This is a genomic window from Halorubrum sp. B53, from assembly GCF_059752395.1.
The window spans coordinates 305,995-329,225 of record NZ_MWTH01000015.1 but is presented as its reverse complement, the minus strand read 5'-3'; the positions used below and the strand labels follow the sequence as shown (position 1 = coordinate 329,225).

The following is a 23,231-nucleotide window of genomic DNA, read 5'->3' as shown; positions in this document are numbered from 1 at the left end:
GGTCGGTCGCGTGAGGGGCACTGGCACGGCCCGCTCACTCCGGGCCGCTCACGCCGGGTTCTTCCGCGTCAGGTCGCTGCCGCAGATCGGGCACCGCTCCTTGTTCTCGTCGAACGTGCGGTTGCAGCCGACGCACTGGAAGCGCCACTCGCGCTCCTCCGAGATCCCGTCCCGCGCGATGGGCTCGACGTCCAGATCGAGCCGCTCGGCGACGTTCTGCATCGCGTAGTCGTCGGTCACGAGCGTCGCGCTCAGCTCGAGCGCGGTCGCGATCAGCCGCGTGTCGGTGTCGGACAGCTCCGCGTCGTCGCCGGACCCGCGGGCCGCGCGCCGGACGTTGTCGATGACCTCCGGGGCCGGGACGTGGATCGTCATCCCGGATCCCTCCATCGCGTCGAAGCGGAGCGCCCCCTCGCCGGTGAGCTCCTCGTGCACTTCGGGCACCGAGACGACGTCGTCGTCGGTGGTGTACTCGTGGATGAACGCCGAGGTGTCGAGGACTTCCATCAGCGGGCGACGACGATGTAGTCTTTCACCGCCTGCACGTTCCCGACCGGCACCTTGAGCCGGCCCATCTCGTCGACGTCGAAGCCGGATCGCTCGGGGCTGAGGTGCTCGTGCGGGCTCACGAGCAGGTCGTTCAGCTCGCCCGACTTCAGGTCCATCGTGATGTTGTACAGGTCGCCGAGCTCCGTGCCGTCCGAGCTCATCACCGCCTTCCCGGAGAGGTTCTCCGCGAGGATGTCTACCATGTGCGCATCGTCCGGGGCAACGGTCTTAAACGCCACGGGGGCGTCCGACGGGCGACCGACGCCGACCCCGCCGAGCCCGACGACGGACGGGCGACGACCGCTGATCCGGGCCCTCGCGGCCGAACGCATTTTGAAAGGCTTAACTGACGTCCGGGCGGAAGACACGACAACCGACTTTCTCGGGGCGATCACCTATGACCGACCACACAAACGCGGACACCCTTCGGACGCCGATCGTCGCCGTGCTGGGTCACGTCGACCACGGCAAGACGAGCCTGCTCGACAAGATCCGCGGCTCCGCCGTCAGCGAGGGCGAGGCCGGCGCGATCACCCAACACATCGGGGCGACGGACATCCCGCTCGACACCATCTCCGGGATGGCGGGCGAGCTCATCGACCCGACCGACTTCGATTTACCCGGCCTCCTGTTCATCGACACGCCGGGCCACCACTCCTTCTCGACGCTGCGCGCCCGCGGCGGCGCGCTCGCCGACATCGCGGTGCTCGTCGTCGACGTCAACGACGGGTTCCAGCCCCAGACCGAGGAGGCGATCGACATCCTCCGACGCACCGGCACCCCCTTCGTCGTCGCCGCCAACAAGGTCGACACGACGCCGGGGTGGAACCCGCAGGAGGGCCAGCCGATCCAGAAGAGCCTGGAGGCGCAGTCGGAGCGCGCCGAGTCGATGCTCAACGAGAACCTCTACGAGATCATCGGGCAGCTGTCGGACGCCGGCTTCTCGGCCGACCTCTACTGGCGCGTGCAGGACTTCCAGAAGAACATCGGCGTCGTCCCGCTGTCGGCGCTCACGGGCGAGGGCGTCCCCGACCTCCTCACCGTCCTGATGGGGCTCTCCCAGCGGTTCATGAAAGAGGAGATGGAGATCGACGTGCAGGGCCCCGGCGAGGGGACGGTCCTCGAGGTAAAAGACGAGCGGGGCTTCGGCGCCACCATCGACACGGTGGTGTACGACGGCGTGGTGCGCAACGGCGATCAGGTCGTCGTCGGCGGGCAGGACGAGCCGATCGTCACCGAGATCCGGGCGCTGTTGCAGCCGCGTCCGCTCGAGGAGATCCGCACCGAGAAGCAGTTCGAGAAGGTGGCGGAGGTCGGCGCCGCTGCCGGGGTGAAGATCGCCGCGCCGGACCTCGACCGGGCGATGGCCGGCGCGCCGGTCCGAGTCGTCCGCGACCGCTCGGAGGCGGAGGTCGTCGAGGACGTGAAAGCCGAGCTCGCGGAGATCGAGGTCGAGACCGCCGAGAACGGCGTCGTCGTCAAGGCGGACACGCTCGGGTCGCTGGAGGCGATGGCGAACGCGCTCCGCGAGGCGGAGGTGCCCATCCTGCGCGCCGAGGTCGGCGACATCGCGCCGCGCGACATCGCCGTGGCCGAGACCGCGAACCAGGACGAGCACAAGGCCATCCTCGGCTTCAACGTCGACCTGCTGGCGAACGCGGAGTCGGAGCTGGAGAGCGCCGACGTGAAGCTGTTCACCAACGACGTCATCTACCAGCTGATCGAGGACTACGAGACGTACGTCGAGGAGAAGCAGCGCGCCCAGCAGGAGACGGTGCTGGACAAGGTCGTCCGCCCCGCGCGCTTCCGCATCCTCCCGGACCACACGTTCCGACAGAACGACCCCGCCGTCGTCGGCGTCGAGGTCATCTCCGGCACGGTCCAGAACAACCGCAACGTCGGGCTGTTCGAGGGCAACGAGTTCGAGCGCGTCGGCCAGCTCTCCGGGATTCAGAAGCAGGGCGACGACGTCGACGAGGCGCGCGCCGGCGAGCGCGTGAGCATCGCCATCGACGGGCCCACGGTCGGCCGCGGCATCGAGGAGGGCGATACCCTCTGGACCGAGGTCCCCGAGAAGCACGCGAAGATCCTCGAACAGGAGTTGAAAGAGGAGATCACGGCCGACGAGCGCGAGGCGCTCTCGGCGTATCTCGACACCAAGCGGAAGCGCGACCCCTTCTGGGGGAAGTGAGTCGAAGCCCCGTCGACCCTCAGAACACCCTGCCGCAGTTCGGGCACTCCGGACCGAAATCGCCCGCGACCGGCTCGACCGCGATCCGGCAGTTCTCACACCACCGGCGCCCCTCGGTCTCGTCGCCGGGCACGTCGTGTGTCATGCGTTACGATAACACGGATACTGGGTAATAATCGTTACCGCCGTGGTGCGCCGAGCGCGTCCCCGAGGAGCGCGCTCACCGCGGCAGCGTCCAGTTCACGTCGACGCCGCGGTCGGGGAACCGCGGCGTTGAGACGACTTCGAACGTCCGGTTCGCGGCGCCCTCGGTCGTCGGCGCCGCGGTCATGAGCCACGCCACGTCGGCCCGCGAGACGGTGCCCCACAGCTTCTCGCCCGGTTCGGCCGTCGAGACGAGCCCCGTCCGGCGACCGTTCGTCAGGACCCCCGGACGGAGGACCGTGTGGCGGATCGGCGCGTCGCGGATCGCCGCCTCCGCCTCCCCCTTGGCCTTCTGGAGCGGGCCGATGAACGCGTCGAAGGCCGACGCGAGCGGGCTCGCCGGCTCGGGACCGACGCCGATCGCCGACTCCATCACGAACGCGTCGACGCCGGCGTCGACCGCCGCGTTCAGCAGCGCCCGGTTGCCGGCGCCGTCGACGAACGGCGGCCCGTCTCGCACCGCCGACGGAGCGGTCCCGACGGCGCTTATGACGGCGTCGATCCCCTCGACGGCCGCGACAAGGTTCGACGGGTCGAGGAGGTCGTCTACCGCGACCTCGTCCGCGCCCGCCGCCCGGAGGTCGGCGGTGGCCCCCGGCGACCGAGTGAGCGCGCGAACGGTCTCCACTCGCGAGCCGGCTCGCCGCAGCACCTCGCGGCCGGTTCCGCCCGTCGCGCCCGCGACGAGGACCGCGTCGACGTCGTGCGTGGTCACGTCCGGGTTTCGGCGTCGAACGCAAAGAGCGTCGGGGTCGAGGCGGTCGGCCCGTCAGCGGCACGACGGGGGCGTCCGCTACTCGCGGGCGGCTCCCGCCGTGTGCCCAACCAGCCGCGTCGCGGTCGCCTTCCAGCGGATCGCCACCTCGTCGCCGGCGTTCAGGGCCAACCGGTCCGCGCTCTCGGCCGTGATCAACACCCGGAAAGTGACGTCCTCGACCGCGACGCGCACCGTCGAGACGGTCTCGCCCGCGTCGATCCCGACCACCGCGCCGCGCAGGCGGTTCCGGGCGCTCGTCGCGTCGGGGTCGACCCCGACGTCTCCCTTATAAATCGTCACCGCGTCGGCGCCGATCCGCACCTGCACGGCGTCGCCGACCGCCACCTCGTCGCGGGGGTCGTCCGCGCCGCTCGGCCCGCCGTGGAGCCCTCTGACCGTCCCGACCGCCGTGTCGACGTCGGCCAGCTCGCCGTCGACGCGCGCGACCGTCCCGTCGAGCACCGTCTCGGGCACGCTCGCGGTCGCGGTCAACACGGCCTGCAGCCGGTCGTAGCGGTCGAGGAGCGCGTGCCCGGCGTCGGCGAGCCGGCTGCCGCCGCCGCCCGAACCGCCGCGCCGTCGCTCGACGAGCCGACCGAACGCGTCCTCCAAGGTCTCTATCCGCGAGAGGGCGCGGGCCCGGGAGCGACCCAGCTCGGCGGTCGCGCCCGCGACCGAGCCCGCGTCGTGGACCGCCCGGAGGAGCGCGGCGTCGCGCCCGTCGAACTCGACGTCGCCCTCGAGGAGCGCCGCGCGGCCGCGCCCCGCGCCGGCGGCGTCCGCCCCGGCGCTCTCCCGTCCTCCGACGCTCTCGTCGCCGCCCTCGTCCATACGGGAGGCGTCGGGCCGCGGGGTGTTGGCGCTTTCCCTCTCGGCCGGAACCGCCGTCCGCGACGTCGACGTAACCGTTTTCGGTCGTTCATCCGCTCGATCCCGGCCGCACACGGGACGCGATCGGCCACCGTCTCGGCCTCGATCGCTCGCCCCGGCCCTCCCGCGCCTGAGCGGGTAACCTATTGCGGTTGCTCGCGAGCCAGAAGCTATATCGGGTATCGGTCCATCGGTGTATCTATGCCGATACATCGAAGACGGTTCGTCGCCGCGCTCGGTGCAGGGGCTGTCGCGAGTACCGCCGGCTGCGCCGGCGGGAGTCAGGCGGAGTCGGACGGCGGCGCCGGCGTGGCCGGCGAGACGCTGACGCTCACGACCACGACGAGCACCTACGACACGGGGCTGCTCGACGCGATCCACGGCGACTTCGAGGAGATGTACGGGGTCACCGTCGACGCGGTCGCGCAGGGGACGGGCGCGGCCCTCGAGTCGGCCCGGAACGGCGACTCCGACGTGGTGATGGTCCACGCCCGCGGGCTCGAGGACGAATTCATGCGGAACGGGTACGGGATCAACCGCCGGGACCTGATGTTCAACGACTTCGTGATCGTCGGACCCGAGAGCGACCCGGCCGGGATACAGGGGACGTCCTCGGCCACCGAGGCGCTCACCGCCATCGCCGAGGCGCAGGCGCAGTTCGTCTCCCGCGGGGACAACTCCGGGACCCACACCAAGGAGCTGAACCTCTGGGAGGCCGCGGGGACCGAGCCCGGCGGCGACTGGTACCAGGAGACCGGCACCGGGATGGGCGAGGCGCTGAACATCGCCAACCAGCAGGGCGCGTACACGCTCGCGGACCGGGGCACGTTCATCTCGCAGCGCTCGGAGATCGACCTGACGATCCTCGTGCAGGGCCCCATCGAGGACGGCCCGGAGATCCTCGCGAATCCCTACGGAATCATGGCCGTCAACCCCGGCGTGCACGACAACGCCAACTACGACCTCGCGATGGCGTACATCGGCTGGATCACCAGCCCCGGGGCCCAGAACGCGATCGCCGACTACCAGATGAACGGCGAGCAGCTGTTCTTCCCCGAGGCGGTCTCCGAGAACCCCGACTTCCAGCAGTACGTTCCGGAAGGTTGGAGTGGGAACTCCACCGACGGGTGAGCGTGCCGCTCGAATCAGTCGCACCGCTGCTGCCGACCGTTCTCGGGAGTCCGGTTACCGCTGACCTTCCGGCCCTCCTCGACCTCCCGTTCAGGGACGGGTACGTCTGGAGCATCATCTACGTCTCCCTGTACGTGAGCCTCACGGCGGTGGCGCTGAGCACGCTGTTCTCTATTCCGGTCGCCGTCGCGATGGGGTTCACCGAATTCCCGGGCAAGGGGTTCGCGAAGGCGGTCATCAACACCGGGATGGGCTTTCCCAGCGTCGTCGTCGGGCTCCTCGTGCTGTTCGCCGTCTCCAACCAGGGACCGCTCGGTGCCCTCGAGCTCGTCTTCACGAAGGAGGCGATGATCATGTCGCAGTTCGTGCTCGCGACGCCGCCGATCACCGCGATCAGCCTCGCGGCCGTCTCCGGCGTGGACGAGGGCGTCCGGGACGCCGCCCGCGTGCTCGGCGGCACGCGCGTCGACGTGGCGCTCGTCGTCCTCAAGGAGGCGCGGTACGGCATCGCGACCGCGATCCTCGCCGGATTCGGCCGCGCCATCAGTGAGGTCGGCTCAGTGCTCATCGTCGGCGGCAACATCACGGGCGCGGACGGGATCTCGAAGACGCGGACGCTGACGACCGCGATCCAACTGGAGGCCAGACAGGGACAGTACGGCACCGCGATGATCCTCGGCGCCGTCCTCGTCACGCTCGTCCTCACGGTCAACGCCGTCGTGATTCGGCTCGGCGACCAGGGGGTGCGCCGCTGATGCTCCGGCTCCGTAACGTCTCTCACTCGTACGGGAACGAGTCGGTGTTCCGCGACCTCTCGCTCGCCGTCGACGAGGGCGAGGTCGTCGCGGTGATCGGTCCCTCGGGCGTCGGCAAGACGACGCTGCTCCGGACGCTCGCGCTCTCGCTCGAACCCGACGAGGGCGCCGTCGCGCTCGACGGCACCGACGTGTGGACCGCCGCGGAACCCGATCGGCTCGCTCTGCGACGGCGGGTCGGGATGGTGTTCCAGGAGGCGAGCCTCTTCGACGCGCCCGTCGCGCGCAACGTCGAGTACGGGCTGCAGATCCGCCGGCCGTGGGCGGACCGGGTCCAGGCCCAACTCCGCTCGCTCCTCGGGCTGCACGAGCCCGTCGACGCCGTCGTCGACGCGCTCGACGTGGTGGGGCTCTCCGAGAAGGCGACCCAGCGGGCGGATTCGCTCTCTGGGGGCGAGGCGCAGCGCGTGTCGTTCGCCCGGGCGCTGGCGTACGACCCCGACGTCCTCCTCTTGGATGAGCCTACCTCGGACCTCGACCCCCGGAACACCGCCGTCATCGAGGACGCGATGGCGAAGGCCCGCGAGCGCGGGATCGGCGTCGTCGTGGCGACGCACGACATGCACCAGGCCGAGCGCGTCGCGGACCGGGTCGCGGTGCTGCTCGACGACGGCATCACCGAGGTCGGCCCGACGGAGCGGGTCTTCGACGACCCGTCGGACGAGCGCACCCGGAAGTTCATCTCGGGCGAGCTGGTGTACTGATACACATCGGGAGTGGGTATAGCAAGACGGTGGAGCAGTTGTTTATAAGCGCTCGGATGATGTTGCTGGCGGCTATTTATAAGCGAACGGCAGCGTTGCGGTGAAGACCTCCAAAGCCCCAGTCGCTGCGGACGGCGCACGCTCGCTGCGCGCCTCACTCGGTCGCTTCGCTCCCTCGTTGCGGTGCTTACGTCGCCTGCGCCGTCCGCAGCGACTGCCCCTTTGAGTCCTCCCCGCACCGCACAGCACCGCACCTCGCACCTCCCCAGCCTCGTCGCTGGCGGCTATCGCCGCCAGCGACTCCCTCGCACCGGCGGTTCGCGGCCCTCCGGGCCGCTCACCGGGGCGCGCCACCGCCTGTCATTTATAAGCGATCGTCGCCGTCGCTCAGGGTTATTTAAATACCGAATCGCAACCGCCAATCTGCGATACCCACTCCCGGTATCGATCAGGGGTATCTCTCAGCGGCAAGCCGTTTCGAGCGAAAATGGCTCTGGAACCGGGACTTCAGCGGCCTATCGTTCAGGCGTCGAAGTCGAGCTCGACCGCCTCGCCGGCCTCGGCGTCGCCCGGATCGACCACGTCGTCGCCGGCGGCGAAGCCGGCGTGGAGGTGCTCGTAGGTGCGGTCGACCGCCTCCACGATCACCTTCGTCTCGCCCGTCACGGGCATGAAGTTCGTGTCGCCGTCCCACCGCGGGACGACGTGGGTGTGGAGGTGGTCGACCGAGCCGCCGGCGGCGGTCCCGCCGAGGTTCTGGCCCGTGTTCACCCCGTCGGGGTCGACGTCGCGGCGCATCGCCGCCAGCGTCGCCGCCTTCAGCTTCGCGTGGTCGAGGAGGGTCGCGTCGTCGAGGCCGGTCGGGTCCTCGCGGTGCTCGTACGGAATCACCATCGCGTGGCCCGGGTTGTACGGCGCGTTGTTCAACAGGACGTAGTTGCGCTCGCTGCGGGCGACGATCCGGGACTCGCGGTCGTCCTCGCGCTCGGGCAGGACGCAGAACGGGCAGCCGTCGATCGGGTCCGACTCGCGCTCGACCCACTCGATCCGCCACGGGGCGTAGATCCGGTCCATCAGTCGTCGAACGCGTGGATCCCCGCGGTCGTCACCTCGACGCCGTCCTCGGTGATCAGGAGGGTGTGCTCCGCCTGGCTCACGAGGGCGTCGTCGGCCTCCTTCAGCACGGGGTACCCCTTCACCGCGTTCGCCTGCTTCAGCCGGCGCAGCGCCATCCCGACGCGGTCGCCGTCGAGCCACCGCGCCGCGAACGGGAGGTCGTCGAACGCCTCGATCTCCTCGAGGGCCTGCCGGGCTCGGCGATCGCGCACGCTCCCGGAGCCCTGGCGCTCGAAGATCTCCTCGTCGGTCCCCTCGCCGACCTTCCCGCGGCCGTCGGTGGCGAACGGCTCGATGGCGACCGCCTGCCCCGGCTCCAGCTCGACGGACCGCTCGACGCCCCGGTTCGGGACCGTCGGGCCGGTGTGGGCGTCGTAGCGCTCGACGCCGTGGCCGGAGAGGTTCAGGACGGGCGTGTAGCCGTACCCGCGGATCACGTCCTCGATCGCTTCCCCGACGACGCCGACCTCGACGCCCGGGCCGGCCTCGTCGACCGCGGCCTCAAGCGCCATCTCGGCGGCCTCGACGAGCTCCGGAGTGCCCGTGTGGTCGATCGTCACGGCCGCGTCGGCGATGTAGCCGTCGACGTGGACCCCGACGTCGAGACACACCATCTCCTCGCCGAACTCGGTGTCGTCGTCGCGGCCCGGGGTCGCGTGCGACGCCTCCGGGTCGACGCTGATGTTGACGGGGAACGCGAGCCCGGCCCCCTGCTCGCGGATGAAGTCCTCCGTCCACTCCGCGACCTCCAGGTGGGTCCGCCCCGGCTCGACCATCTCGCGGGCCTCGTTCGTCGCCTCGACCAACACCGCGCCGGCCTCCCGGTAGCTCTCGACCGCGTCGTCGTCCAGGGATCCGTGGCTCATGCCCGTCGGTTCGGCCAGCGACCGCAAAGAGGTTGCGGAGGGCCGGCGACGGCGCGGGTCCGGGGCGGGGGGCGGGCCGCGGCGAACCGACCGGACCGAACCCACTAAGGCGCCGCCGAATCGACGGGAACTATGCTCGAACCGGGCGATGCCGCACCCCCGATCGCGCTCTCCGACCAGCACGGCGACACGGTCACCGTCGACCCCGCCGACGCGCGGTACACGGTGGTCTACTTCTACCCCCGAGCCGACACGCCGGGCTGTACCGCCGAGGCGTGTGGCTTCCGCGACGAGTGGGACGCCTTCGAGGAGGCCGACGTCGCCGTCGTCGGGGTCAGCGACGACCCGGCCGAGGACCTCGCGCCGTTCGCCGAGAAGTACGACCTCCCGTTCACGCTGCTCTCCGACCCCGACGGCGAGGTCGCGAGCGCGTACGACTCCTACGGCGAGAAGCAGCTGTTCGGCAACACCTTCGACGGCGTGTTCCGGAACACGTACGTGATCGACGACGACGGCACCGTCGTCCTCGCGTACGAGGGCGTCTCCCCCGAGGACCACGCGGTCGAGATCGTCGACGACATCGCCGCGTTGGACGGCTGAGCCGGCGTCCCACGTTACTTTCCGTCGAATCGCTCACGGCACCCCAACGCCCTCCCGCGAGATGACGGGAACGCGTCTGTCACCGTCGAACACGAAATGTCTCCCCGTAACACAAAGGCCGGTTTGAGTGTCACGTACGTATAACACGACAGCGAGAGTGTAACCCGACATGGACCGCCGCGATCTCGCCGTTGGCCTGCTGATCGTCGCCGCCGTAGTCGTCGCTTCCTTCGCCGTCGCCACGGCGTGGTCCGCACCAGCCGGACCCCTTGGGGCCGATCAGACGTACCCGCCCGGAGCGGACGCGGACCAGATCAACTTCTCGGCTCTCGGTACCGGCGACGCCAACCTCACGCACACGCCACGGAACCACTGGGATTCGTACGCGATTCGCTATACGGCACCTCCCGAGCGTCGACTCGTGGAGGGCGAGTACTACATCAACTCCTCGACGGGAGAAATCATCGCCGACCGCTGGCACGACGCCACGGTGTATCGCAACGGGACGGAGTACGCGTTCCTCCAGCCCGCGGAGAGCGTCCCCGAGCACCAACGCGAGCAGTTCGATTCGGATCCCCAGTTCGTCTACGACGACACGACCGACGCGTACTATCGGTATGACCCGCGGTACGGACAGATCGCTCCCACGAACATCGGTCGGCATACGACGCTACTCGACTCGTACACGTGGGAGGCGGTCAACACGACGACTCATCACGGCGTCCCGGTCATCACGTATCAGGCGACCGGGACACGTCCGGACTCCCGAGCGCCGCCAGCGACCGGAACGCTCCGACTCGGCGTCGAGGACGGCCTCGTCTACGGGTACGATCTCACGCGGGACGCAGAGGGGGGACCGTATCGCTACGCGTACAGCGTGGAGCCGGCCCCGTTCCCGGAGCACGAGTGGGTGGACACGGCCCGAGAGTTGGCGGCGAACTCCACGGACAGCGGCTCGTAGCCTCTTCCGGGACCGTGCGGGCCTTCAGCCGTTTTCCTCGCTCTCTTGATAGTTGTTGATGACCATCGGGAGCACTGCCGCGACTAACACGAGGACGCTCGTCGACACGAGCGGTGGCGCGTCGAATCCGTCAGCGACGAGCACGGCTAGAACGACCCCCAGAATAGCGCACGCGAACACCACCTCGTTCTTCCGAGAGGCCATGGTCTGAGGCGTCGTCGCAGCCGTAGTATGATTTTTTGAAACGAAGTGGCGGTCGAAGGACCGGAAGCGACCGATCAACTCCCGACCGTCGGCGAACGGCTGTTTCAAACCGGAACGAACCTGACGGCCGGACGTTCGGCACGGGCTAAAATAATCCGCCGACCCGCGAGAGGAGTCTCGGCACCTCGTCGGCGATCGCGTGCCGCTTCAGCAGCGCGAAGCCGACGACGATGACGGCGAAGCCGGCGACGGTCAGCGGCGTCACCGGCTCGGCGAGGAGCACCGCACCGGCGACGGTCGCGACCACCGGGACGACGTAGGAGACGAGGTTGATCTCGAACGCGCCCAGCCGGTCGAGCAGGGTGAAGTAGATGGTGTACGCGACCGCCGAGGAGAGCACACCGAGGAACAAAAGCGACCCGACCGCCGGCAGCTCCGCGACCGGGAGCTGTTGCGTCTCGCCCAGCCCGGCGCTCAGCCCGTGGATCAACAGGGCGCCGAACAGCATCGCCCACCCCGTGAGCGCGATGCTGGAGAAGCTCGTCTCCACGGTGCGGAGCCCGACGCTGCCGACCGCGACCGCGAGCACGCCGATCGAGATGAGTCCCACGCCGATGGTGACGCCGCCGGCGAGGTTCGCGGGGTCCGGCTGGGCGACGAGCCCGACGCCGACGAACGCGAGCACCACGCCGAGGGTGCCGCGCGCGTCGAGGTCGGACCCGCCGATCCAGGCGGCCGCGACCGCAGCCGTCGCGATCGGTACGAGGCTGTAGGTGATCGAGGCGATGCCGCTGGTCGTGTACTGCTGGCCGACGAACAAAAGCGAGTTGTTGGCGGCGACGGAGAGCCCGCCGCTGAAGCCGATCGCGGCCAGATCTCCCCGCGTGGTCGGGAGCGGACTCGATTCGGTGAGGAGGACGTACGAGACCAACACCAGCGCCGCCACGTCGAACCGGTAGGCGGCGTACAGCACGGGCGGGTAGTAATCCAAGCCGACCTCGATGGCGACGAAGGAGCCGCCCCACAGCAGGGCGAGCGTGAAGAACAGGACGACGTCTCGGTACCGGGACACGAACGGGAGAACGGCGACCGGGAATAAAGCGGTGTCCGTTGCGGACGGCGCCGCCGGATCGAGGTCCCCGCAGACCTCGCGTCCGCCGGTCCGCTCAGTAGCCGCGGACGATCAGGTAGTCCGCGAGGTCCTCGAGGAGGCTCCGGGAGCCGCTCTCCGGGAGCAGTTCGAGGTGTTCTTTCGACCGCTCGGTGAGGTCCTCGGCCGTCTCGCGGGCGTACGCGATCGAGCCGGCCTCCTCCAAGGCGGCCACCGCCTCCTCGATGGCCGACTCCGTCACCTCGGCCGGGGCGTCGACGTCGACGAGCCCGTCGACGTCGACGCCCTCCTGCCGCGCGTGGAGGGTGATCAGCGTCTCCTTCCCCTCGACGAGGTCGGAGCCGCGCTGCTTCCCGAGCTCCTCGGAGGGGACCGTCAGGTCGAGCACGTCGTCCTGGATCTGGAACGCCCGCCCGGAGTCGATCCCGTACTGGTACAGCGCGTCGACGATATCGTCGTCGGCGCCGAGCAGGACCGCCGGCGTCGCCGCCGACGCCCCGTACAGGACCGCGGTCTTCAGCTCGACCATCTCTAAGTACTCCTCCGGGAGGATGTCGTCGCGGGACTCGAAGGCGACGTCGAGCGCCTGCCCCTCGCAGATCTCCGTGCAGGTGGACGCGAGCATACGCATCGCCTCCAGCCCGTTCTGTGGAGCCGCGCCCGTCTCCGTCATGAACTCGAACGCCTTCGAGTAGAGGGTGTCGCCGGCGAGGATCGCCGTCGAGGTGTCGTACTGCTCGTGGACGGCGGGGACGCCGCGCCGGAGCTCGTCCTCGTCCATGATGTCGTCGTGGATCAGGGTGAACGACTGGATCACCTCGATGGCGACCGCCGCGCGCATCACGTCCACCTCGGTCCCGTCGAGCGCCGAGAACTCGCGGAAGTCGGCGCCCATGGGCTCGGTGCCCGTGACGGCCTCGGCGGCGAGCGTCGCCACCGTCGGCCTGAGCCGCTTCCCGCCCGCTTCGAGGATGTAGCGCGTCGCCTCGTAGAGGCGCTCCGGGTGCTGTACCGGCAACTCCTCGTCGATAGCGGCGTTGACCAGGTCACGCCGCTCGCGGATGGCGTCGAGCACCCGCGCCTCCTTCGTCTCGTTCGTCATTCGACCAGCTGGATGACGCCGCCGTTCTGCGTGACGTGGACGTCACGACCGAGCTTGTACCCCTGCGACGTCGCGAGGTTCACGTACGGCGAACGGCCCTCCAGCGTCTGGTGGCCGGGGATGACGTGCTGCGGCTGGAGCGCGTCGAGCATCTCGTAGTGGCCCTCCTCGCGGAGGTGACCGGAGACGTGGATGTCGTCGTAGATCCGGGCGCCCTGCATCCGGAGGAGCTGCTCGGACTGGTAGCGCTGCCCCTCGTTGGTCGGCTCCGGGATGACGCTGGCGCTGAAGACGATCTTGTCGCCGTCGTCGATTTCGTACGGCGTCTCGCCGCGGCCCATCCGGGTGAGCATCGCGCGCGGCTCGCCCTGGTGGCCCGTCACGATCGGGAGGAAGTTCCCCTTCCCCTCCTTCATGATCCGCTTGAACGCGCGGTCGACGGACTTGCGGTGGCCGTACATGCCGACGTCGCCCTGGAAGTCGACGAAGTCGAGCCGCTCGGCCGTGCCGGAGTACTTCTCCATCGAGCGCCCGAGCAGGACCGGCTGGCGGCCGATCTCGCGGGCGTACTCGACGAGGGTCTTCACGCGGGCGATGTGGGAGGAGAACGTCGTGGCGACGATGCCGCCCGAGTAGTCCTCCATCGAGGTCAGCGTGTCCTCGACGTGCTTCTTCGCGTACGACTCGGAGGGAGTCCGGCCCTTGCGGCCGGCGTTCGTGCAGTCCTCGATGTACGCGAGGACGCCCTCGTCCTGGCGGCCGATCTCGCGGAACCGGTCCATGTCGATCGGGTCGCCGATGACGGGCGTGTGGTCCAGCCGCTTGTCGAGGCCGTAGACGATGGCGCCCTCGGGCGTGTGGAGGACCGGGTTGATCGCGTCGATGATCGAGTGGGTGACGTTGACGAACTCCATCTCGACCTGCTCGGAGTCGCCGATGGCCATCGTGCCGCCGGCCTCCATCTTCACGAGGTCGTTGTCGACCTGGAACTTCCCCTCGTCCGCGATCTGCTGTTTGACCAGCTCGATCGTGTACGGCGCCGCGACGATCGGGGCGTCGTACCGGTGGGCGAGCTTCGGGATCGCCGCGATGTGGTCGAGGTGGCCGTGGGTGGGGACGATCGCCTGGACGTCGCCCTCCAGCTCGCTCATGACGCGGTCGTCCGGGATCGCGCCCATGTCGATCAGGTCGAGGCTGTGCATGCTCTCGGTCTCCACGTTGTCGTGGATGAGGACCTTACTGAGGTTCAGGCCCATGTCGAAGATGACGATGTCGTCGCCCGCCCGCACCGCCGTCATCTGTCGACCGACCTCTTCGTAACCGCCGAGTGTCGCAATTTCGATTTCCATGGTTTGTGTATATCGAACGCCTGCACGGCGTTCATCACTGAAACCCCGCAAGGAGCCGTCAGCGCTTCGTCCGACCGCGCGTCGTTGAGGCCCCGCTACGGCCGAGCCGACAGTGGCTCACCGTGTCCCGCGGGAGTGTGGTATCCGGAGATACAGGTGCCCGTCTTAAAAACACCGGGGTTCGGTCGCGGCCGAGCCGGCCGGTAACACGGCGGTCGCCGGTCGGTTCGCCTCGTTTGCCCCCGATTCGTCCCCTTCGCGTCCCGGTATTTTTAATAGCGCGACGGGAGGCGATACGTGTAATGAGTGGACGACCCCTCGACGTGCTCGAAGCGTCGCTCGAGGATCCGGTGACGGTACACCTGAAAGACGGGACGACCTACTACGGAATTCTGGCCGGCTACGACCAGCACATGAACGTCGTCATCGAGCCGGAGGACGACGTGGGCGACCGCGTCGACGACGATCTCGACGGCGAGTTCGCCGTCGCGATCGAAGACACAACGATTATACGCGGCGATAACGTCGTCACCATCAAAGCATGACCGGCTCCGGAACGCCCTCTCAGGGGAAAAAGAACAAAACGGTTCACGTGAAGTGCCGCCGCTGCGGCGAGAAGTCCTACCACATCAAAAAGGAGCGCTGCTCCTCCTGCGGCTTCGGGAAGTCCGCGAAGCGCCGCGACTACTCGTGGCAGTCGAAGAACGGCGACCACTGACGACGGCTCTCTCTGCTCTTTCGTTTCCACCCTGACCTCGCAGCGACCGCTCTTCTCGGGCCTCTACTGGTCCGTCCGCCCGATCTGAACCCCGCGTACCCGCCGCAGCGAACCCCCACGTGCCCGCCGCCGGCCCAACCCTTACCACCGGGCGTCGCCGAGCGCGGGCATGGACCTCTCCGTCGTCGATCTCTCACCGGTCCCCGCTGACGGGACCGCCACCGACGCCTTCGCGAACACGGTCGCGGCCGTCGAGCAGGCCGAGCGGCTCGGCTACTCGCGGTTCTGGGTCGCCGAGCATCACGGTCGGACCGACCGCCTCGCGGGGACGACCCCTGAGGTGCTGCTCGGGCGGCTGGCGGCGGCGACCGACGCGATCCGACTCGGTAGCGGCGCCGTCCTGCTCAACCACTACAGCCCGTTCAAGGTCGCGGAGGCGTTCGGGACGCTCGACGGGCTCGCGCCGGGCCGCGTCGACGTCGGCCTCGGCCGGGCGAACGGCCCGCCGGCCGCCGACCGCGCGCTCGGGACGAGCCGCCGCGTCGAGAGTCCGAACGAGGACCACGAGGAGCGGATCCGCTCGCTCGTGAGCCACCTCTACGACGACTACCCGGAGGGGCACGAGTACGCCGACCTCGGCGTCCCGCGCTCGGGGGACGGCCCACCGGTCCCGTGGGTGCTCGGATCGAGCCCGGCCAGCGGTGAGATCGCCGGCAAACTCGGGCTCCGGTACTGCTTCGCCGGCTTCATCCGCCCCGGATTTGCGGAGCGCGCGTTCGCGGCCTACCGGGACGCGTTCGACCCGGGGGCGCTCCCCGGCGGACCCGACGAGCCGACCGGGATGGTCGCGGTCAACGCCGTCGCCGCCGAGACCGACGCGGCCGCGGCGCGACGACGAGCCCCCGCGGAGGCGACCTTCAGGCGGATGCAACGCGGCGAGCTCGGCGACTCGACGCCGAGCGTGGAGGAGGCGATCGACGAGCTCGGCGGCGTCCCGGAGCCGACCCCCGCGACGCTCGACGCCGACGAGTGGCCGCGGTCGGTCTCCGGGAGCCCGGAGACGATCGAGGGGCTGCTCGAACAGTTCGCCGACCGCGTCGGCGTCGACGACGTGATGATCCAACACACGGTGCCCGATCACGACGACGCGCTGGCGTCGCACGCGCTGCTGGCCGAGGCGGTCGGGCTGGAGTCGAGAAGCGAGTGACGTCCCCGCGTCGCCGCCCCCGATCACTGAGCGCGCGGCGGATTCCGCACGATCGCGTCGAGCATCAGCACCGCGCACGCCAGCGACGCGTTCGCGGTGGCGGCCACCCACCCGCCGAACACCGCCGCGCCGACGCCGTACCCGCCGGCGAACAGCAGCGGCATGCCCGCGAGGATCGCGTCCGCCCGCGTCACCCGATCGGGCAGGTCGACCGCGCTGCCGTCGGCCACGCTCATCACTCCACGTACCCCAGATCTCGAAGCCGCTGTCCGATCCGACGGGCCTCCGCCTCGCTGATCTCGTCGTCCGACTCCATCTCCTGAACGACGACGTGTTTCACGAACTCCTTCACGGAGCCGAACGGTTCGTCTTCGATGTACTCCTCTACGTCCGCGACGAACTCTTTCCGCAGTGAGATCGTGGTGTACTCGCTCATTACGCCGGAGGAGTCGCTCCGGGGTGAAAAATCTAATTACATGTAATTACGACTGCGAGCCTTACTCCACGCGCTCGCGGGCCGCGGCGATCAGCATCGGCAGCATCACGGTCGCGTCGCCGTAGACGGAGGCGTTGCGCGCGTCCTTCTCCAGTTTCCCCCACGAGCGGGCCTCCTCTAAGGTCGCGCCGGAGAGCCCGCCGGTCGCCTCCGGGTCCATCGTGATCTGGACCGCGTAGTCGTACGCCCGGGGGGTGACGAGCATCGTCTGCAGGGTGAAGTTCTTCGGGACGCCGCCGCCGACGAGCAGGCAGCCGGCGTCGTCGGCCTCGAACGCGAGGTCGGTCAGTTCGGTCATGTCGTCGAGGGCGTCGAGCGTGAAGTCGGCCGTCTGCGCGTACATCCACGCCTGCAGCCCCAGCACGGAGTCCTGCACCGCGGGGCAGTAGACGGGGACGTCGCAGTCGTAGGCCGCGGCGGCGACGCCGGGGTCCTCGCTCACGTCGTCGCGCTCGTTGACCGCGGCGTTCGCGCGGCCGAGCTCGCGCGTGAGGTCGGCGATGGAGACGGGAGCGTCTCCCTCAAGATCCGGGAACACCTCCTCGCGGAGGTGCCCCTCGAACGCGGCGAAATGCTCCTGCGGGAGGTAGACGTTGTATATCCGGTCGACGCCCTCGTCGCGGAGCCCCTCGTCGTGCTCGCGGAGGCTCTCCTCCGGGTCGTGAGTCCGCCCGTGGTGGTGTTTCCCGCCGATCGCCTCGATCGCGTCGTGCGTGAGGTTCGCGCCCGTGGTCACGAGGGCGTCGACGTAGCCGTCGCGGATCAGGTCGGAGACGATCCGGCGCATCCCGGCGGGGACCATCGCGCCCGCGAGCGAGAGGAAGACGGTGCAGTCCTCGTTCGCGAACATCTCCGCGAGCACGTCGCCCGCCTCGTTGACCGACGCCGCGCCGATGCCGGCGTCGCCGTACCCCTCGACGAGCTGGCCGACGGTCATGTCGGCCGTCGCGCGCGTGTGCCCGACCGGGTCCTCGTGGAACTCCTCGCGGTGCGGGCCGTCGTCGTGGTGTCCGTCCCCATGCTCTCCGTCGTGTTCGTCGCCGTCGCTCATGTCGGGTGATGCGGCGGGCGACCGTTTGAAACGACCGATCTAGCGGCCGACCGAACCCCCGCTCACCGGCGGGAACAGCGCCAGCTCGTCGCCCGACTGCAGGGTCGTCTCGACTCCCTCGTCGTTGCGGACGCTCCGACCGTTCCGGAGGACGTTGATGTGGTCGGCCACCTCCCCGTCTTCGAGCACGCGCTCCCGGAGGTCGGGGTGCGCGTCGAGCAGGGCGTCGAGCGCGTCGCCGACCGTGTCGCCCGGCGACGCCTCCACCTCGACGGCGCGGCCGCCGGCGATCTCCGCGAGGTCCGCGAACAGCTTCCACTCCATACGTGAACCCCGCACGGCCGCCTCAAGAGCGTTGCGTCCCCTCGTCCGATTCGGTGCCGGCGCCGGCCTCCGATTCATCGCCCGATCCGGTGCCGGAGTCGACTTCCGACTCGTCGCCCGATTCGGTGCCGGAGTCGACTTCCGCGTCCGTCGGCGCGGCGACAGCCGGCTCCGCCCGCTCCCCGCCGGCGTCGGCCTCGAACCGACGGAGCGCGTCGGGCCGTCCGACGAGGTACACCAGGTCGCCGGGGTCGAAGGCGTACGATCGTGGCGGGATCGGCTGCACCGACCCGTCCTCGGGCCGGACGGCCGCGACGACGACCGCCACGTCGCCGACCGTGCTCCCCTCCAAGGCGCTGCCGGCGCCGACCGTGATCGCCGCCATCGTCTCGTCGGCGGTGCGGAGCAGCGAGGCGAACTCCCGGTCGGCCTGCGGCTCCGACGGGAGCGTCACGATCCGGTACGACTCCTCCTCGGCGAGTCGCTCCGCGTCCGACTCGTCGAGCGCGACGGTCGCCGCGTCGCCGGCGACGCCCCGGAGCTCGCCGCTGGCGACGCGCTTCGGCTCGGGGTCAGTCCGCCACAGCTGGACCGCGTCGCCGGCGGTCGCGTTGTTCGGGGGGTCCGCGGCCACGGCGACCGCGGCCGACCCGGGCGCGAGCGTCGGGCCGAGCCCCGCCGCGCGGGAGCCGACCGCGAAGTAGTCGATCGCGCCGTCGTCGGTCACGTCGACGTCGACGTGGCCGACGCCGTGGTCGGTTTTCACCCGCGCGACGAGCCGCTCGCGGAGCTCCTCGCCGGAGAGCTTCCGCGCGAACAGCAGCGTCTTCCCGGCCATCTCCGCCTTCTTCTCCGGCGACACCGGGTCGTAGGTGTCCATGTCCCCGATCTCCTCGGCCGGGGGGAGCGTGACGGCCGTGAACCGCCCGACCGCCCGGACGATACCGCTCAGCTCTCCCTCCAGCTGTCTGGCCCCCGAGAGCGCGAACACGTCGACCGCGAGCCGGTCGCCGACGTACCGGCCGCCCGGGGCGATGACCGCCGCGACGCCGAGCGAGACGACGTTGAAGAAGACGCTCTGCGGCTCGAGCAGCGCCGGGCTCTCGCCGACCGCGATCGCGCCGAGCGAGGTCGTGTTGAGGTAGAGGGCGACGACGGAGACGCCGAGCAGGACGGTGACCCCTTCGGGTATCTCGTCGCGGAAGTACCACCGGTACGTCAGCGCCGCCGCGCCCGCGACGAGGACGGAGAGGACCGCGAACGTGGCGAGCGTGACCGCCGCCTGCCGGGGGCGCTCGAAGCCGACGTCGACGGGGGGTCCGACGGCGACCGGCGGTCCGATAGCGACGACGAGCCGCCAGAGGTTCCCGGCGTCCGCGGCGATTTCCGCGACCGCTCCCGCCGCCGCGGTCATCGCGCGGCCTCCGTGAACCGGTCGAGCGCGTCGCGTCCCCCGACGACGAACAGCTCGTCTCCGGCGGACAGGAGCTGCGACCCGCTCGGGGCGATCGTCCACTCGTCGTGGCGCGCCGCGAGGACGGCGACGTCGTACGTCTCGCGGACGCTCACCTCGCCGATGGTGTGGCCGTCGAGGGGGCCGCCGGGGACGACCGACACCTTGCGGAACCGCTTCCCGGCGCGGCGAAGCAGCGTCGTCAGCTCGTACTCCCGGCGCGTGCCGCGGGAGAGGACGAGGACGCGCCCCCGCCCGGCGCCCAGGAGCGCCGTCGCCTCCGACCGGTCGACGGCGACAGTCACCCGCCCTTCCCCGCCGGTCGTCGTGGGCGCGCTCGACGCCGGCGGGGTCGGCGGAGCGTCCGCGGACGCCCCACCGCCATCGGTCCTGGCGTCGCCGTCCCCGCGCGGCTCGGCGTCGTTCCGTTCAGTCCCGGGGAGGTCGCCTTCAGGCTGTGCGCCACCGTCCGTCGGCTTCGCGGCACCCGGCTCCGGCTTCCCGCTCGTCCGGGCGGCCAGCACGGTTCCGTCCACGCTGAGACCTGACGCGAGCACGCGCACGACGTCCCCGCGGGCGACCCCGGTCGGAACGAGCGCCGGCACCGACACCGCGCGCTTCCCCTGGGGGACCCGCTTCGACAGCGCGCCGGTCGGCGGCGCCGCGGCCACCGTGGCGTTGGCGCGCTCGTCGATCCGCACGGCGACGTCCGCCAGGTCGAGCTCGGTCCGGAGCCGCTCCGCGAACCGGTCCTCCAGCTCGACGAGCGGGAGGTCGGCCGGGAACGTCCACTCGCCGTCGACGATCGCGCGGCGGGTCTCGGCCGGCAGCGGCGGGTACCCCTCCATGTCGTTCACCTCGCCGGCGACGTCGACGGTGACGCGACCCCGCCCGCCGACCAGCTCGACGACGTCGGTCGAGAGCGTCCGGTCGCGGAGCTGCTTGAGCGAGAGCCGCTTCGGGACGGTGGCGCCGAGCTTGTCGCCCTGAGCGTGCGCGTACAGCGAGATCATCAGGATGACTACGATGGCCGTGAGGATCGCCGGCGCGCGCTCCGAGGACCGGATCGTCTGGTCGTTCAGCGCGAGCAGGCCGCCGTTGATCCCCGCGATCGCGAGCGCGAGGACGACGACCCCGAGTCCGGGAATCGTCACGCCGGTGACGTATTTAAATACGAAGCCGAGGACCCCGGAGACCAACGCGGGGAGGATCCCGGTGATGATCCCGAGGTAGATCCCGAAGACGATCTCGACGGGCAGTGACATACGCCTCACACTCGGCGGCGCGGTTAAACCGCTGTCGGCGCGGGGGTCGCGTCGGTGCGGGTCGCGTCGGCGCGGATCGCGTCGGTGTCGCCGTCGAAGCTCCGTCAAATTCGTCGAATCCGTCGCCGCCGCTCCGCCCTCGCGGGGTTTAAGTCGGCCCTCGCTGACGGGTCGATATGGAGCTGACCCGCGAATGGGTGACCGTGCGGGCGTCGATCGCCCTGACGTTCGCGGTCGCGGTCCTGTCGATCCTCGCCGGCCTCGCCCAGATCGGCGGGCTCGGCGTCGACGGACCGCTCGCATCCTCCGTCCCCGCGGTCGTGCGGCAGACGGTCGGCTTCACGGGGACGATCACCGGCTTCGCGATGCTCGGGAGCGGCTTCGCGCTGCGGACCGGCTACCGGATCGGCTGGTACTCCACCGCGATCCTGCTGCCGCTGACCGCGATACAAGGCCTGATGCAGGCGTCGGTGCTGTCGTTCCCGCTGGTGGCGCTGTCGGTCCTCTCGATGCCCGCGCTCGCCTACAACCGCGGACGGTTCGACCGGGACTTCTCCCCGTCGCCGACCCAACTCGCGGCGGGCACCGCGCTCGTGACCGCCATCTCGTACGGCACGGTCGGGACGTACGCGCTCCGCGACCAGTTCAACGGGGTAGAGACGATCGTCGACGCCTTCTACTTCACCGTCGTCACCGCCTCCACGGTCGGCTACGGGGACGTGACCCCGCAGGCCGGCGCATCGGCCGACATCGCTCAGCTGTTCGTGCTCTCCTCGCTCGTGATGAACGTTGCCGCCTTCGCGGTGGCGCTCGGGGTCCTCCTCACGCCCGCCATCGAGGCGCAGCTCTCCAAGGCGCTCGGGAAAATGACTGACAGACAGATCGACCTCCTCGACGACCACGTCCTCGTGCTCGGCTACGGGGACCTGACGGAACCGATACTCGAAGAGCTCGCCGCCCGCGACGGCGTCGAGTACGCGGTCGTGACGCCCGACGAGACGGCCGCCCGGCGGCTCGCCGACCGCGACGTCCCGGTGTACACCGCGGACCCCAGCGACGTCGAGCCGCTCGAACGGGTGAACCTCGCCGGCGCCCGCGCGGTCGTCGCCGCGACCGAGGACGACGCGCGCGACGCGCTCGCCATCCTCACCGCCCGCCAGCTCAACCCGGACGTGCGGATCGTCGCGGCGGTGACGCAGCGGGAGAACATCGACAAGCTCCGGCGGGCCGGCGCCGACCAGGTGATCTCGCCCGCGACGCTCGGCGGACACATCATCGTCGACTGCGCGTTCGGCGCGGACAGCGGCGACGCGACGACGGACCTCCTCGGCGACGTGATCGACGACGTGGAAGACGTCGACGACACGAGCGACTGACCGTCCGAGCGACTGACCGTCCGAGCGACTGACCGCCCGACCGCCCGAGAGACCGAATCGAGTACCCCTCGCTTCGGCGGCGTCTCGGACCCCGTCGCCGTCGCAGCATCACCGGTCCCGTCGCCGCCGCTGCGTCACCGACTCTGCCGGCCCTTCGTCTGTCGGTAGTCCCGGCTCAACACGTTCTCCCGCATGTGCTCGCGGAAGGCGTCGGCCTCTGCGTCGGTCATCTCGGTGGGCTCTTTCATCGGGACCAGCTCGAACCCGCGCCCGCGGATCGTCGTCGCGTGTTCGGCGTCGACGTCGAAGGAGTCGGGCCGCCGCGTCGTGTACTCCACCGCGAGCTCGCGGAGGGGACGTTCCCCGACGGGGACGATAATCTGCGGGTTGATCATCCGGATCTCCGCGTTGAGGAACGGCTCGCAGGTGTCGACCTCGCGGTCGGTCGGCTCGCGGTCCGGGTGTCGACAGCGCGTCAGGCTCGTGAAGAAGACGTTCTGGACGTCCGGCTCCGCCGCGTCGGGCGGGGACCGGACGAACCCGAGGTCGGCGAAGATCGACTGGACCCGCTCGCCCCCGTCCGCCCCGGTGAAGGGCACGCCGTTCGCCTCGGCGGCCGCCGTCGGCCGGGTCCCGACGACGAGGAACTCGGCGCCCACGTCGCCGTAGCCGTGGACGACGCGCTCTCGCTCGCCGCACAGCTCGGGACAGTTCTCGCACGCCGTGTCCATCCCGAACGGGTTCCGGAACTCCTGTTGGTTCGCGTCCACGGGCCTACTGGGATCCGCGAGCCCCTAAACGCTCCGCTGGC

At 70.1% G+C, this 23,231-nt stretch carries 28 protein-coding genes; 10 read left to right on the top strand and 18 right to left on the bottom strand.

Going from position 1 to position 23,231, the window contains the following annotated elements; all coding sequences use genetic code 11:
* Nucleotides 1-48: 48 nt before the first annotated feature.
* Entirely contained in the window at nt 49-507 is a 459-nt protein-coding gene (locus tag B4V06_RS14255; protein WP_498170323.1) for an NOB1 family endonuclease, read from the bottom strand.
* Complete coding sequence (locus tag B4V06_RS14250; RefSeq protein ID WP_123112653.1) at nt 507-752, bottom strand: PRC-barrel domain-containing protein; 246 nt, start codon at nt 750-752, stop codon at nt 507-509. The genes B4V06_RS14255 and B4V06_RS14250 overlap by 1 nt, the downstream gene beginning before the upstream one ends.
* Before the next feature lie 194 nt (nt 753-946).
* Between B4V06_RS14250 and infB the strand changes: the two genes are divergently transcribed.
* Nucleotides 947-2,740: a translation initiation factor IF-2 gene (gene infB, locus B4V06_RS14245; protein WP_498170322.1), complete on the top strand. Its 1,794-nt coding sequence runs from the start codon at nt 947-949 to the stop codon at nt 2,738-2,740.
* A gap of 19 nt (nt 2,741-2,759) precedes the next feature.
* Here infB and B4V06_RS14240 read toward each other — a convergent pair whose 3' ends face one another.
* The 3 genes from B4V06_RS14240 to B4V06_RS14230 form a co-directional block, all read right to left on the bottom strand.
* The gene (locus B4V06_RS14240) at nt 2,760-2,885 is read right to left on the bottom strand and encodes a hypothetical protein (RefSeq protein ID WP_255212496.1); all 126 of its coding nucleotides are present in this window, start codon (nt 2,883-2,885) and stop codon (nt 2,760-2,762) included.
* A gap of 75 nt (nt 2,886-2,960) precedes the next feature.
* Nucleotides 2,961-3,659, bottom strand: a complete 699-nt coding sequence (locus tag B4V06_RS14235; RefSeq protein WP_498170321.1) for an SDR family oxidoreductase — start codon at nt 3,657-3,659, stop codon at nt 2,961-2,963.
* A 78-nt stretch (nt 3,660-3,737) separates the two neighbouring features.
* Nucleotides 3,738-4,532, bottom strand: coding sequence for a TOBE domain-containing protein (locus B4V06_RS14230; RefSeq protein ID WP_498170320.1), 795 nt, complete (start codon nt 4,530-4,532; stop codon nt 3,738-3,740).
* 240 nt (nt 4,533-4,772) lie between these two features.
* On the opposite strand from B4V06_RS14230, the gene B4V06_RS14225 reads away from it, so the two are divergent.
* The 3 genes from B4V06_RS14225 to B4V06_RS14215 are packed head-to-tail and all read left to right on the top strand — an operon-like array spanning nt 4,773 to nt 7,221.
* A complete protein-coding gene (locus B4V06_RS14225; protein ID WP_123112649.1) occupies nt 4,773-5,702 on the top strand; it encodes an ABC transporter substrate-binding protein in 930 nt (309 codons plus the stop codon).
* Nucleotides 5,699-6,457 (top strand): ABC transporter permease, encoded by a 759-nt coding sequence (locus B4V06_RS14220; RefSeq protein ID WP_498170319.1) that lies wholly within the window; start codon nt 5,699-5,701, stop codon nt 6,455-6,457. Before B4V06_RS14225 ends, B4V06_RS14220 begins: the two co-directional genes overlap by 4 nt.
* On the top strand, nt 6,457-7,221 hold the full coding sequence (locus B4V06_RS14215) for an amino acid ABC transporter ATP-binding protein (protein ID WP_498170317.1): 765 nt from the start codon (nt 6,457-6,459) through the stop codon (nt 7,219-7,221). Before B4V06_RS14220 ends, B4V06_RS14215 begins: the two co-directional genes overlap by 1 nt.
* A 522-nt stretch (nt 7,222-7,743) precedes the next feature.
* Here the strand turns inward: B4V06_RS14215 and B4V06_RS14210 are convergent.
* Nucleotides 7,744-8,295 (bottom strand): HIT family protein, encoded by a 552-nt coding sequence (locus B4V06_RS14210; RefSeq protein WP_498170315.1) that lies wholly within the window; start codon nt 8,293-8,295, stop codon nt 7,744-7,746.
* Nucleotides 8,295-9,203, bottom strand: a complete 909-nt coding sequence (gene map, locus B4V06_RS14205; protein ID WP_123112646.1) for a type II methionyl aminopeptidase — start codon at nt 9,201-9,203, stop codon at nt 8,295-8,297. Before map ends, B4V06_RS14210 begins: the two co-directional genes overlap by 1 nt.
* Nucleotides 9,204-9,335: 132 nt before the next feature.
* Between map and bcp the strand changes: the two genes are divergently transcribed.
* Nucleotides 9,336-9,803, top strand: a complete 468-nt coding sequence (gene bcp / locus B4V06_RS14200; protein WP_123112645.1) for a thioredoxin-dependent thiol peroxidase — start codon at nt 9,336-9,338, stop codon at nt 9,801-9,803.
* Between the two features lie 169 nt (nt 9,804-9,972).
* A complete protein-coding gene (locus tag B4V06_RS14195; RefSeq protein ID WP_498170313.1) occupies nt 9,973-10,764 on the top strand; it encodes a hypothetical protein in 792 nt (263 codons plus the stop codon).
* 24 nt (nt 10,765-10,788) lie between these two features.
* On the opposite strand, the gene B4V06_RS14190 is transcribed toward B4V06_RS14195, so the two are convergent.
* The 4 genes from B4V06_RS14190 to B4V06_RS14175 all read right to left on the bottom strand — a co-directional run bounded on the left by B4V06_RS14190 (nt 10,789) and on the right by B4V06_RS14175 (nt 14,530).
* On the bottom strand, nt 10,789-10,968 hold the full coding sequence (locus B4V06_RS14190; RefSeq protein ID WP_148041743.1) for a DUF7987 family protein: 180 nt from the start codon (nt 10,966-10,968) through the stop codon (nt 10,789-10,791).
* 145 nt (nt 10,969-11,113) lie between these two features.
* The gene (locus B4V06_RS14185) at nt 11,114-12,040 is read right to left on the bottom strand and encodes a DMT family transporter (RefSeq protein WP_498170311.1); all 927 of its coding nucleotides are present in this window, start codon (nt 12,038-12,040) and stop codon (nt 11,114-11,116) included.
* 94 nt (nt 12,041-12,134) lie between these two features.
* On the bottom strand, nt 12,135-13,181 hold the full coding sequence (gene idsA3 / locus B4V06_RS14180; protein ID WP_498170309.1) for a geranylfarnesyl diphosphate synthase: 1,047 nt from the start codon (nt 13,179-13,181) through the stop codon (nt 12,135-12,137).
* Nucleotides 13,178-14,530 (bottom strand): ribonuclease J, encoded by a 1,353-nt coding sequence (locus B4V06_RS14175; protein ID WP_123112640.1) that lies wholly within the window; start codon nt 14,528-14,530, stop codon nt 13,178-13,180. Before B4V06_RS14175 ends, idsA3 begins: the two co-directional genes overlap by 4 nt.
* Before the next feature lie 302 nt (nt 14,531-14,832).
* Between B4V06_RS14175 and B4V06_RS14170 the strand changes: the two genes are divergently transcribed.
* The 3 genes from B4V06_RS14170 to B4V06_RS14160 all read left to right on the top strand — a co-directional run bounded on the left by B4V06_RS14170 (nt 14,833) and on the right by B4V06_RS14160 (nt 16,455).
* On the top strand, nt 14,833-15,075 hold the full coding sequence (locus tag B4V06_RS14170) for an LSM domain-containing protein (protein ID WP_123112639.1): 243 nt from the start codon (nt 14,833-14,835) through the stop codon (nt 15,073-15,075).
* Nucleotides 15,072-15,248, top strand: coding sequence for a 50S ribosomal protein L37e (locus tag B4V06_RS14165; protein WP_123112638.1), 177 nt, complete (start codon nt 15,072-15,074; stop codon nt 15,246-15,248). Before B4V06_RS14170 ends, B4V06_RS14165 begins: the two co-directional genes overlap by 4 nt.
* Before the next feature lie 169 nt (nt 15,249-15,417).
* A complete protein-coding gene (locus B4V06_RS14160) occupies nt 15,418-16,455 on the top strand; it encodes an MsnO8 family LLM class oxidoreductase (protein ID WP_498170307.1) in 1,038 nt (345 codons plus the stop codon).
* 23 nt (nt 16,456-16,478) lie between these two features.
* Here the strand turns inward: B4V06_RS14160 and B4V06_RS14155 are convergent, their stop codons facing one another.
* The 6 genes from B4V06_RS14155 to B4V06_RS14130 all read right to left on the bottom strand — a co-directional run bounded on the left by B4V06_RS14155 (nt 16,479) and on the right by B4V06_RS14130 (nt 21,044).
* The gene (locus B4V06_RS14155) at nt 16,479-16,691 is read right to left on the bottom strand and encodes a DUF8015 family protein (protein WP_241996650.1); all 213 of its coding nucleotides are present in this window, start codon (nt 16,689-16,691) and stop codon (nt 16,479-16,481) included.
* Nucleotides 16,691-16,891, bottom strand: coding sequence for a hypothetical protein (locus tag B4V06_RS14150; protein WP_123112636.1), 201 nt, complete (start codon nt 16,889-16,891; stop codon nt 16,691-16,693). The genes B4V06_RS14155 and B4V06_RS14150 overlap by 1 nt, the downstream gene beginning before the upstream one ends.
* 61 nt (nt 16,892-16,952) lie before the next feature.
* Nucleotides 16,953-18,002 (bottom strand): deoxyhypusine synthase, encoded by a 1,050-nt coding sequence (locus tag B4V06_RS14145; RefSeq protein ID WP_498170304.1) that lies wholly within the window; start codon nt 18,000-18,002, stop codon nt 16,953-16,955.
* Nucleotides 18,003-18,041: 39 nt separating this feature from the next.
* Nucleotides 18,042-18,326, bottom strand: coding sequence for a ubiquitin-like small modifier protein 1 (locus tag B4V06_RS14140; protein ID WP_498170302.1), 285 nt, complete (start codon nt 18,324-18,326; stop codon nt 18,042-18,044).
* Between the two features lie 22 nt (nt 18,327-18,348).
* On the bottom strand, nt 18,349-19,740 hold the full coding sequence (locus tag B4V06_RS14135; protein WP_498170300.1) for a DUF8167 domain-containing protein: 1,392 nt from the start codon (nt 19,738-19,740) through the stop codon (nt 18,349-18,351).
* Nucleotides 19,737-21,044, bottom strand: a complete 1,308-nt coding sequence (locus B4V06_RS14130) for a potassium channel family protein (protein WP_498170298.1) — start codon at nt 21,042-21,044, stop codon at nt 19,737-19,739. The genes B4V06_RS14135 and B4V06_RS14130 overlap by 4 nt, the downstream gene beginning before the upstream one ends.
* Nucleotides 21,045-21,220: 176 nt before the next feature.
* Between B4V06_RS14130 and B4V06_RS14125 the strand changes: the two genes are divergently transcribed.
* The gene (locus tag B4V06_RS14125) at nt 21,221-22,420 is read left to right on the top strand and encodes an NAD-binding protein (RefSeq protein WP_123112632.1); all 1,200 of its coding nucleotides are present in this window, start codon (nt 21,221-21,223) and stop codon (nt 22,418-22,420) included.
* A 134-nt stretch (nt 22,421-22,554) separates the two neighbouring features.
* Here B4V06_RS14125 and B4V06_RS14120 read toward each other — a convergent pair whose 3' ends face one another.
* Nucleotides 22,555-23,190, bottom strand: coding sequence for a uracil-DNA glycosylase (locus B4V06_RS14120; RefSeq protein ID WP_123112631.1), 636 nt, complete (start codon nt 23,188-23,190; stop codon nt 22,555-22,557).
* Between the last annotated feature and the right edge of the window lie 41 nt (nt 23,191-23,231).

Excerpts from the sequence above, each read along its gene's own strand:
- B4V06_RS14255 (WP_498170323.1), bottom strand. The coding sequence starts at position 507 with ATGGAAGTCCTCGACACCTCGGCGTTCATCCACGAGTACACCACCGAC.
- B4V06_RS14250 (WP_123112653.1), bottom strand. The coding sequence starts at position 752 with ATGGTAGACATCCTCGCGGAGAACCTCTCCGGGAAGGCGGTGATGAGC.
- infB (WP_498170322.1), top strand. The coding sequence starts at position 947 with ATGACCGACCACACAAACGCGGACACCCTTCGGACGCCGATCGTCGCC.
- B4V06_RS14240 (WP_255212496.1), bottom strand. The coding sequence starts at position 2,885 with ATGACACACGACGTGCCCGGCGACGAGACCGAGGGGCGCCGGTGGTGT.
- B4V06_RS14230 (WP_498170320.1), bottom strand. The coding sequence starts at position 4,532 with ATGGACGAGGGCGGCGACGAGAGCGTCGGAGGACGGGAGAGCGCCGGG.
- B4V06_RS14225 (WP_123112649.1), top strand. The coding sequence starts at position 4,773 with ATGCCGATACATCGAAGACGGTTCGTCGCCGCGCTCGGTGCAGGGGCT.
- B4V06_RS14215 (WP_498170317.1), top strand. The coding sequence starts at position 6,457 with ATGCTCCGGCTCCGTAACGTCTCTCACTCGTACGGGAACGAGTCGGTG.
- B4V06_RS14210 (WP_498170315.1), bottom strand. The coding sequence starts at position 8,295 with ATGGACCGGATCTACGCCCCGTGGCGGATCGAGTGGGTCGAGCGCGAG.
- map (WP_123112646.1), bottom strand. The coding sequence starts at position 9,203 with ATGAGCCACGGATCCCTGGACGACGACGCGGTCGAGAGCTACCGGGAG.
- bcp (WP_123112645.1), top strand. The coding sequence starts at position 9,336 with ATGCTCGAACCGGGCGATGCCGCACCCCCGATCGCGCTCTCCGACCAG.
- B4V06_RS14195 (WP_498170313.1), top strand. The coding sequence starts at position 9,973 with ATGGACCGCCGCGATCTCGCCGTTGGCCTGCTGATCGTCGCCGCCGTA.
- B4V06_RS14190 (WP_148041743.1), bottom strand. The coding sequence starts at position 10,968 with ATGGCCTCTCGGAAGAACGAGGTGGTGTTCGCGTGCGCTATTCTGGGG.
- idsA3 (WP_498170309.1), bottom strand. The coding sequence starts at position 13,181 with ATGACGAACGAGACGAAGGAGGCGCGGGTGCTCGACGCCATCCGCGAG.
- B4V06_RS14175 (WP_123112640.1), bottom strand. The coding sequence starts at position 14,530 with ATGGAAATCGAAATTGCGACACTCGGCGGTTACGAAGAGGTCGGTCGA.
- B4V06_RS14170 (WP_123112639.1), top strand. The coding sequence starts at position 14,833 with ATGAGTGGACGACCCCTCGACGTGCTCGAAGCGTCGCTCGAGGATCCG.
- B4V06_RS14165 (WP_123112638.1), top strand. The coding sequence starts at position 15,072 with ATGACCGGCTCCGGAACGCCCTCTCAGGGGAAAAAGAACAAAACGGTT.
- B4V06_RS14160 (WP_498170307.1), top strand. The coding sequence starts at position 15,418 with ATGGACCTCTCCGTCGTCGATCTCTCACCGGTCCCCGCTGACGGGACC.
- B4V06_RS14155 (WP_241996650.1), bottom strand. The coding sequence starts at position 16,691 with ATGAGCGTGGCCGACGGCAGCGCGGTCGACCTGCCCGATCGGGTGACG.
- B4V06_RS14150 (WP_123112636.1), bottom strand. The coding sequence starts at position 16,891 with ATGAGCGAGTACACCACGATCTCACTGCGGAAAGAGTTCGTCGCGGAC.
- B4V06_RS14145 (WP_498170304.1), bottom strand. The coding sequence starts at position 18,002 with ATGAGCGACGGCGACGAACACGACGGAGAGCATGGGGACGGACACCAC.
- B4V06_RS14140 (WP_498170302.1), bottom strand. The coding sequence starts at position 18,326 with ATGGAGTGGAAGCTGTTCGCGGACCTCGCGGAGATCGCCGGCGGCCGC.
- B4V06_RS14135 (WP_498170300.1), bottom strand. The coding sequence starts at position 19,740 with ATGACCGCGGCGGCGGGAGCGGTCGCGGAAATCGCCGCGGACGCCGGG.
- B4V06_RS14130 (WP_498170298.1), bottom strand. The coding sequence starts at position 21,044 with ATGTCACTGCCCGTCGAGATCGTCTTCGGGATCTACCTCGGGATCATC.
- B4V06_RS14125 (WP_123112632.1), top strand. The coding sequence starts at position 21,221 with ATGGAGCTGACCCGCGAATGGGTGACCGTGCGGGCGTCGATCGCCCTG.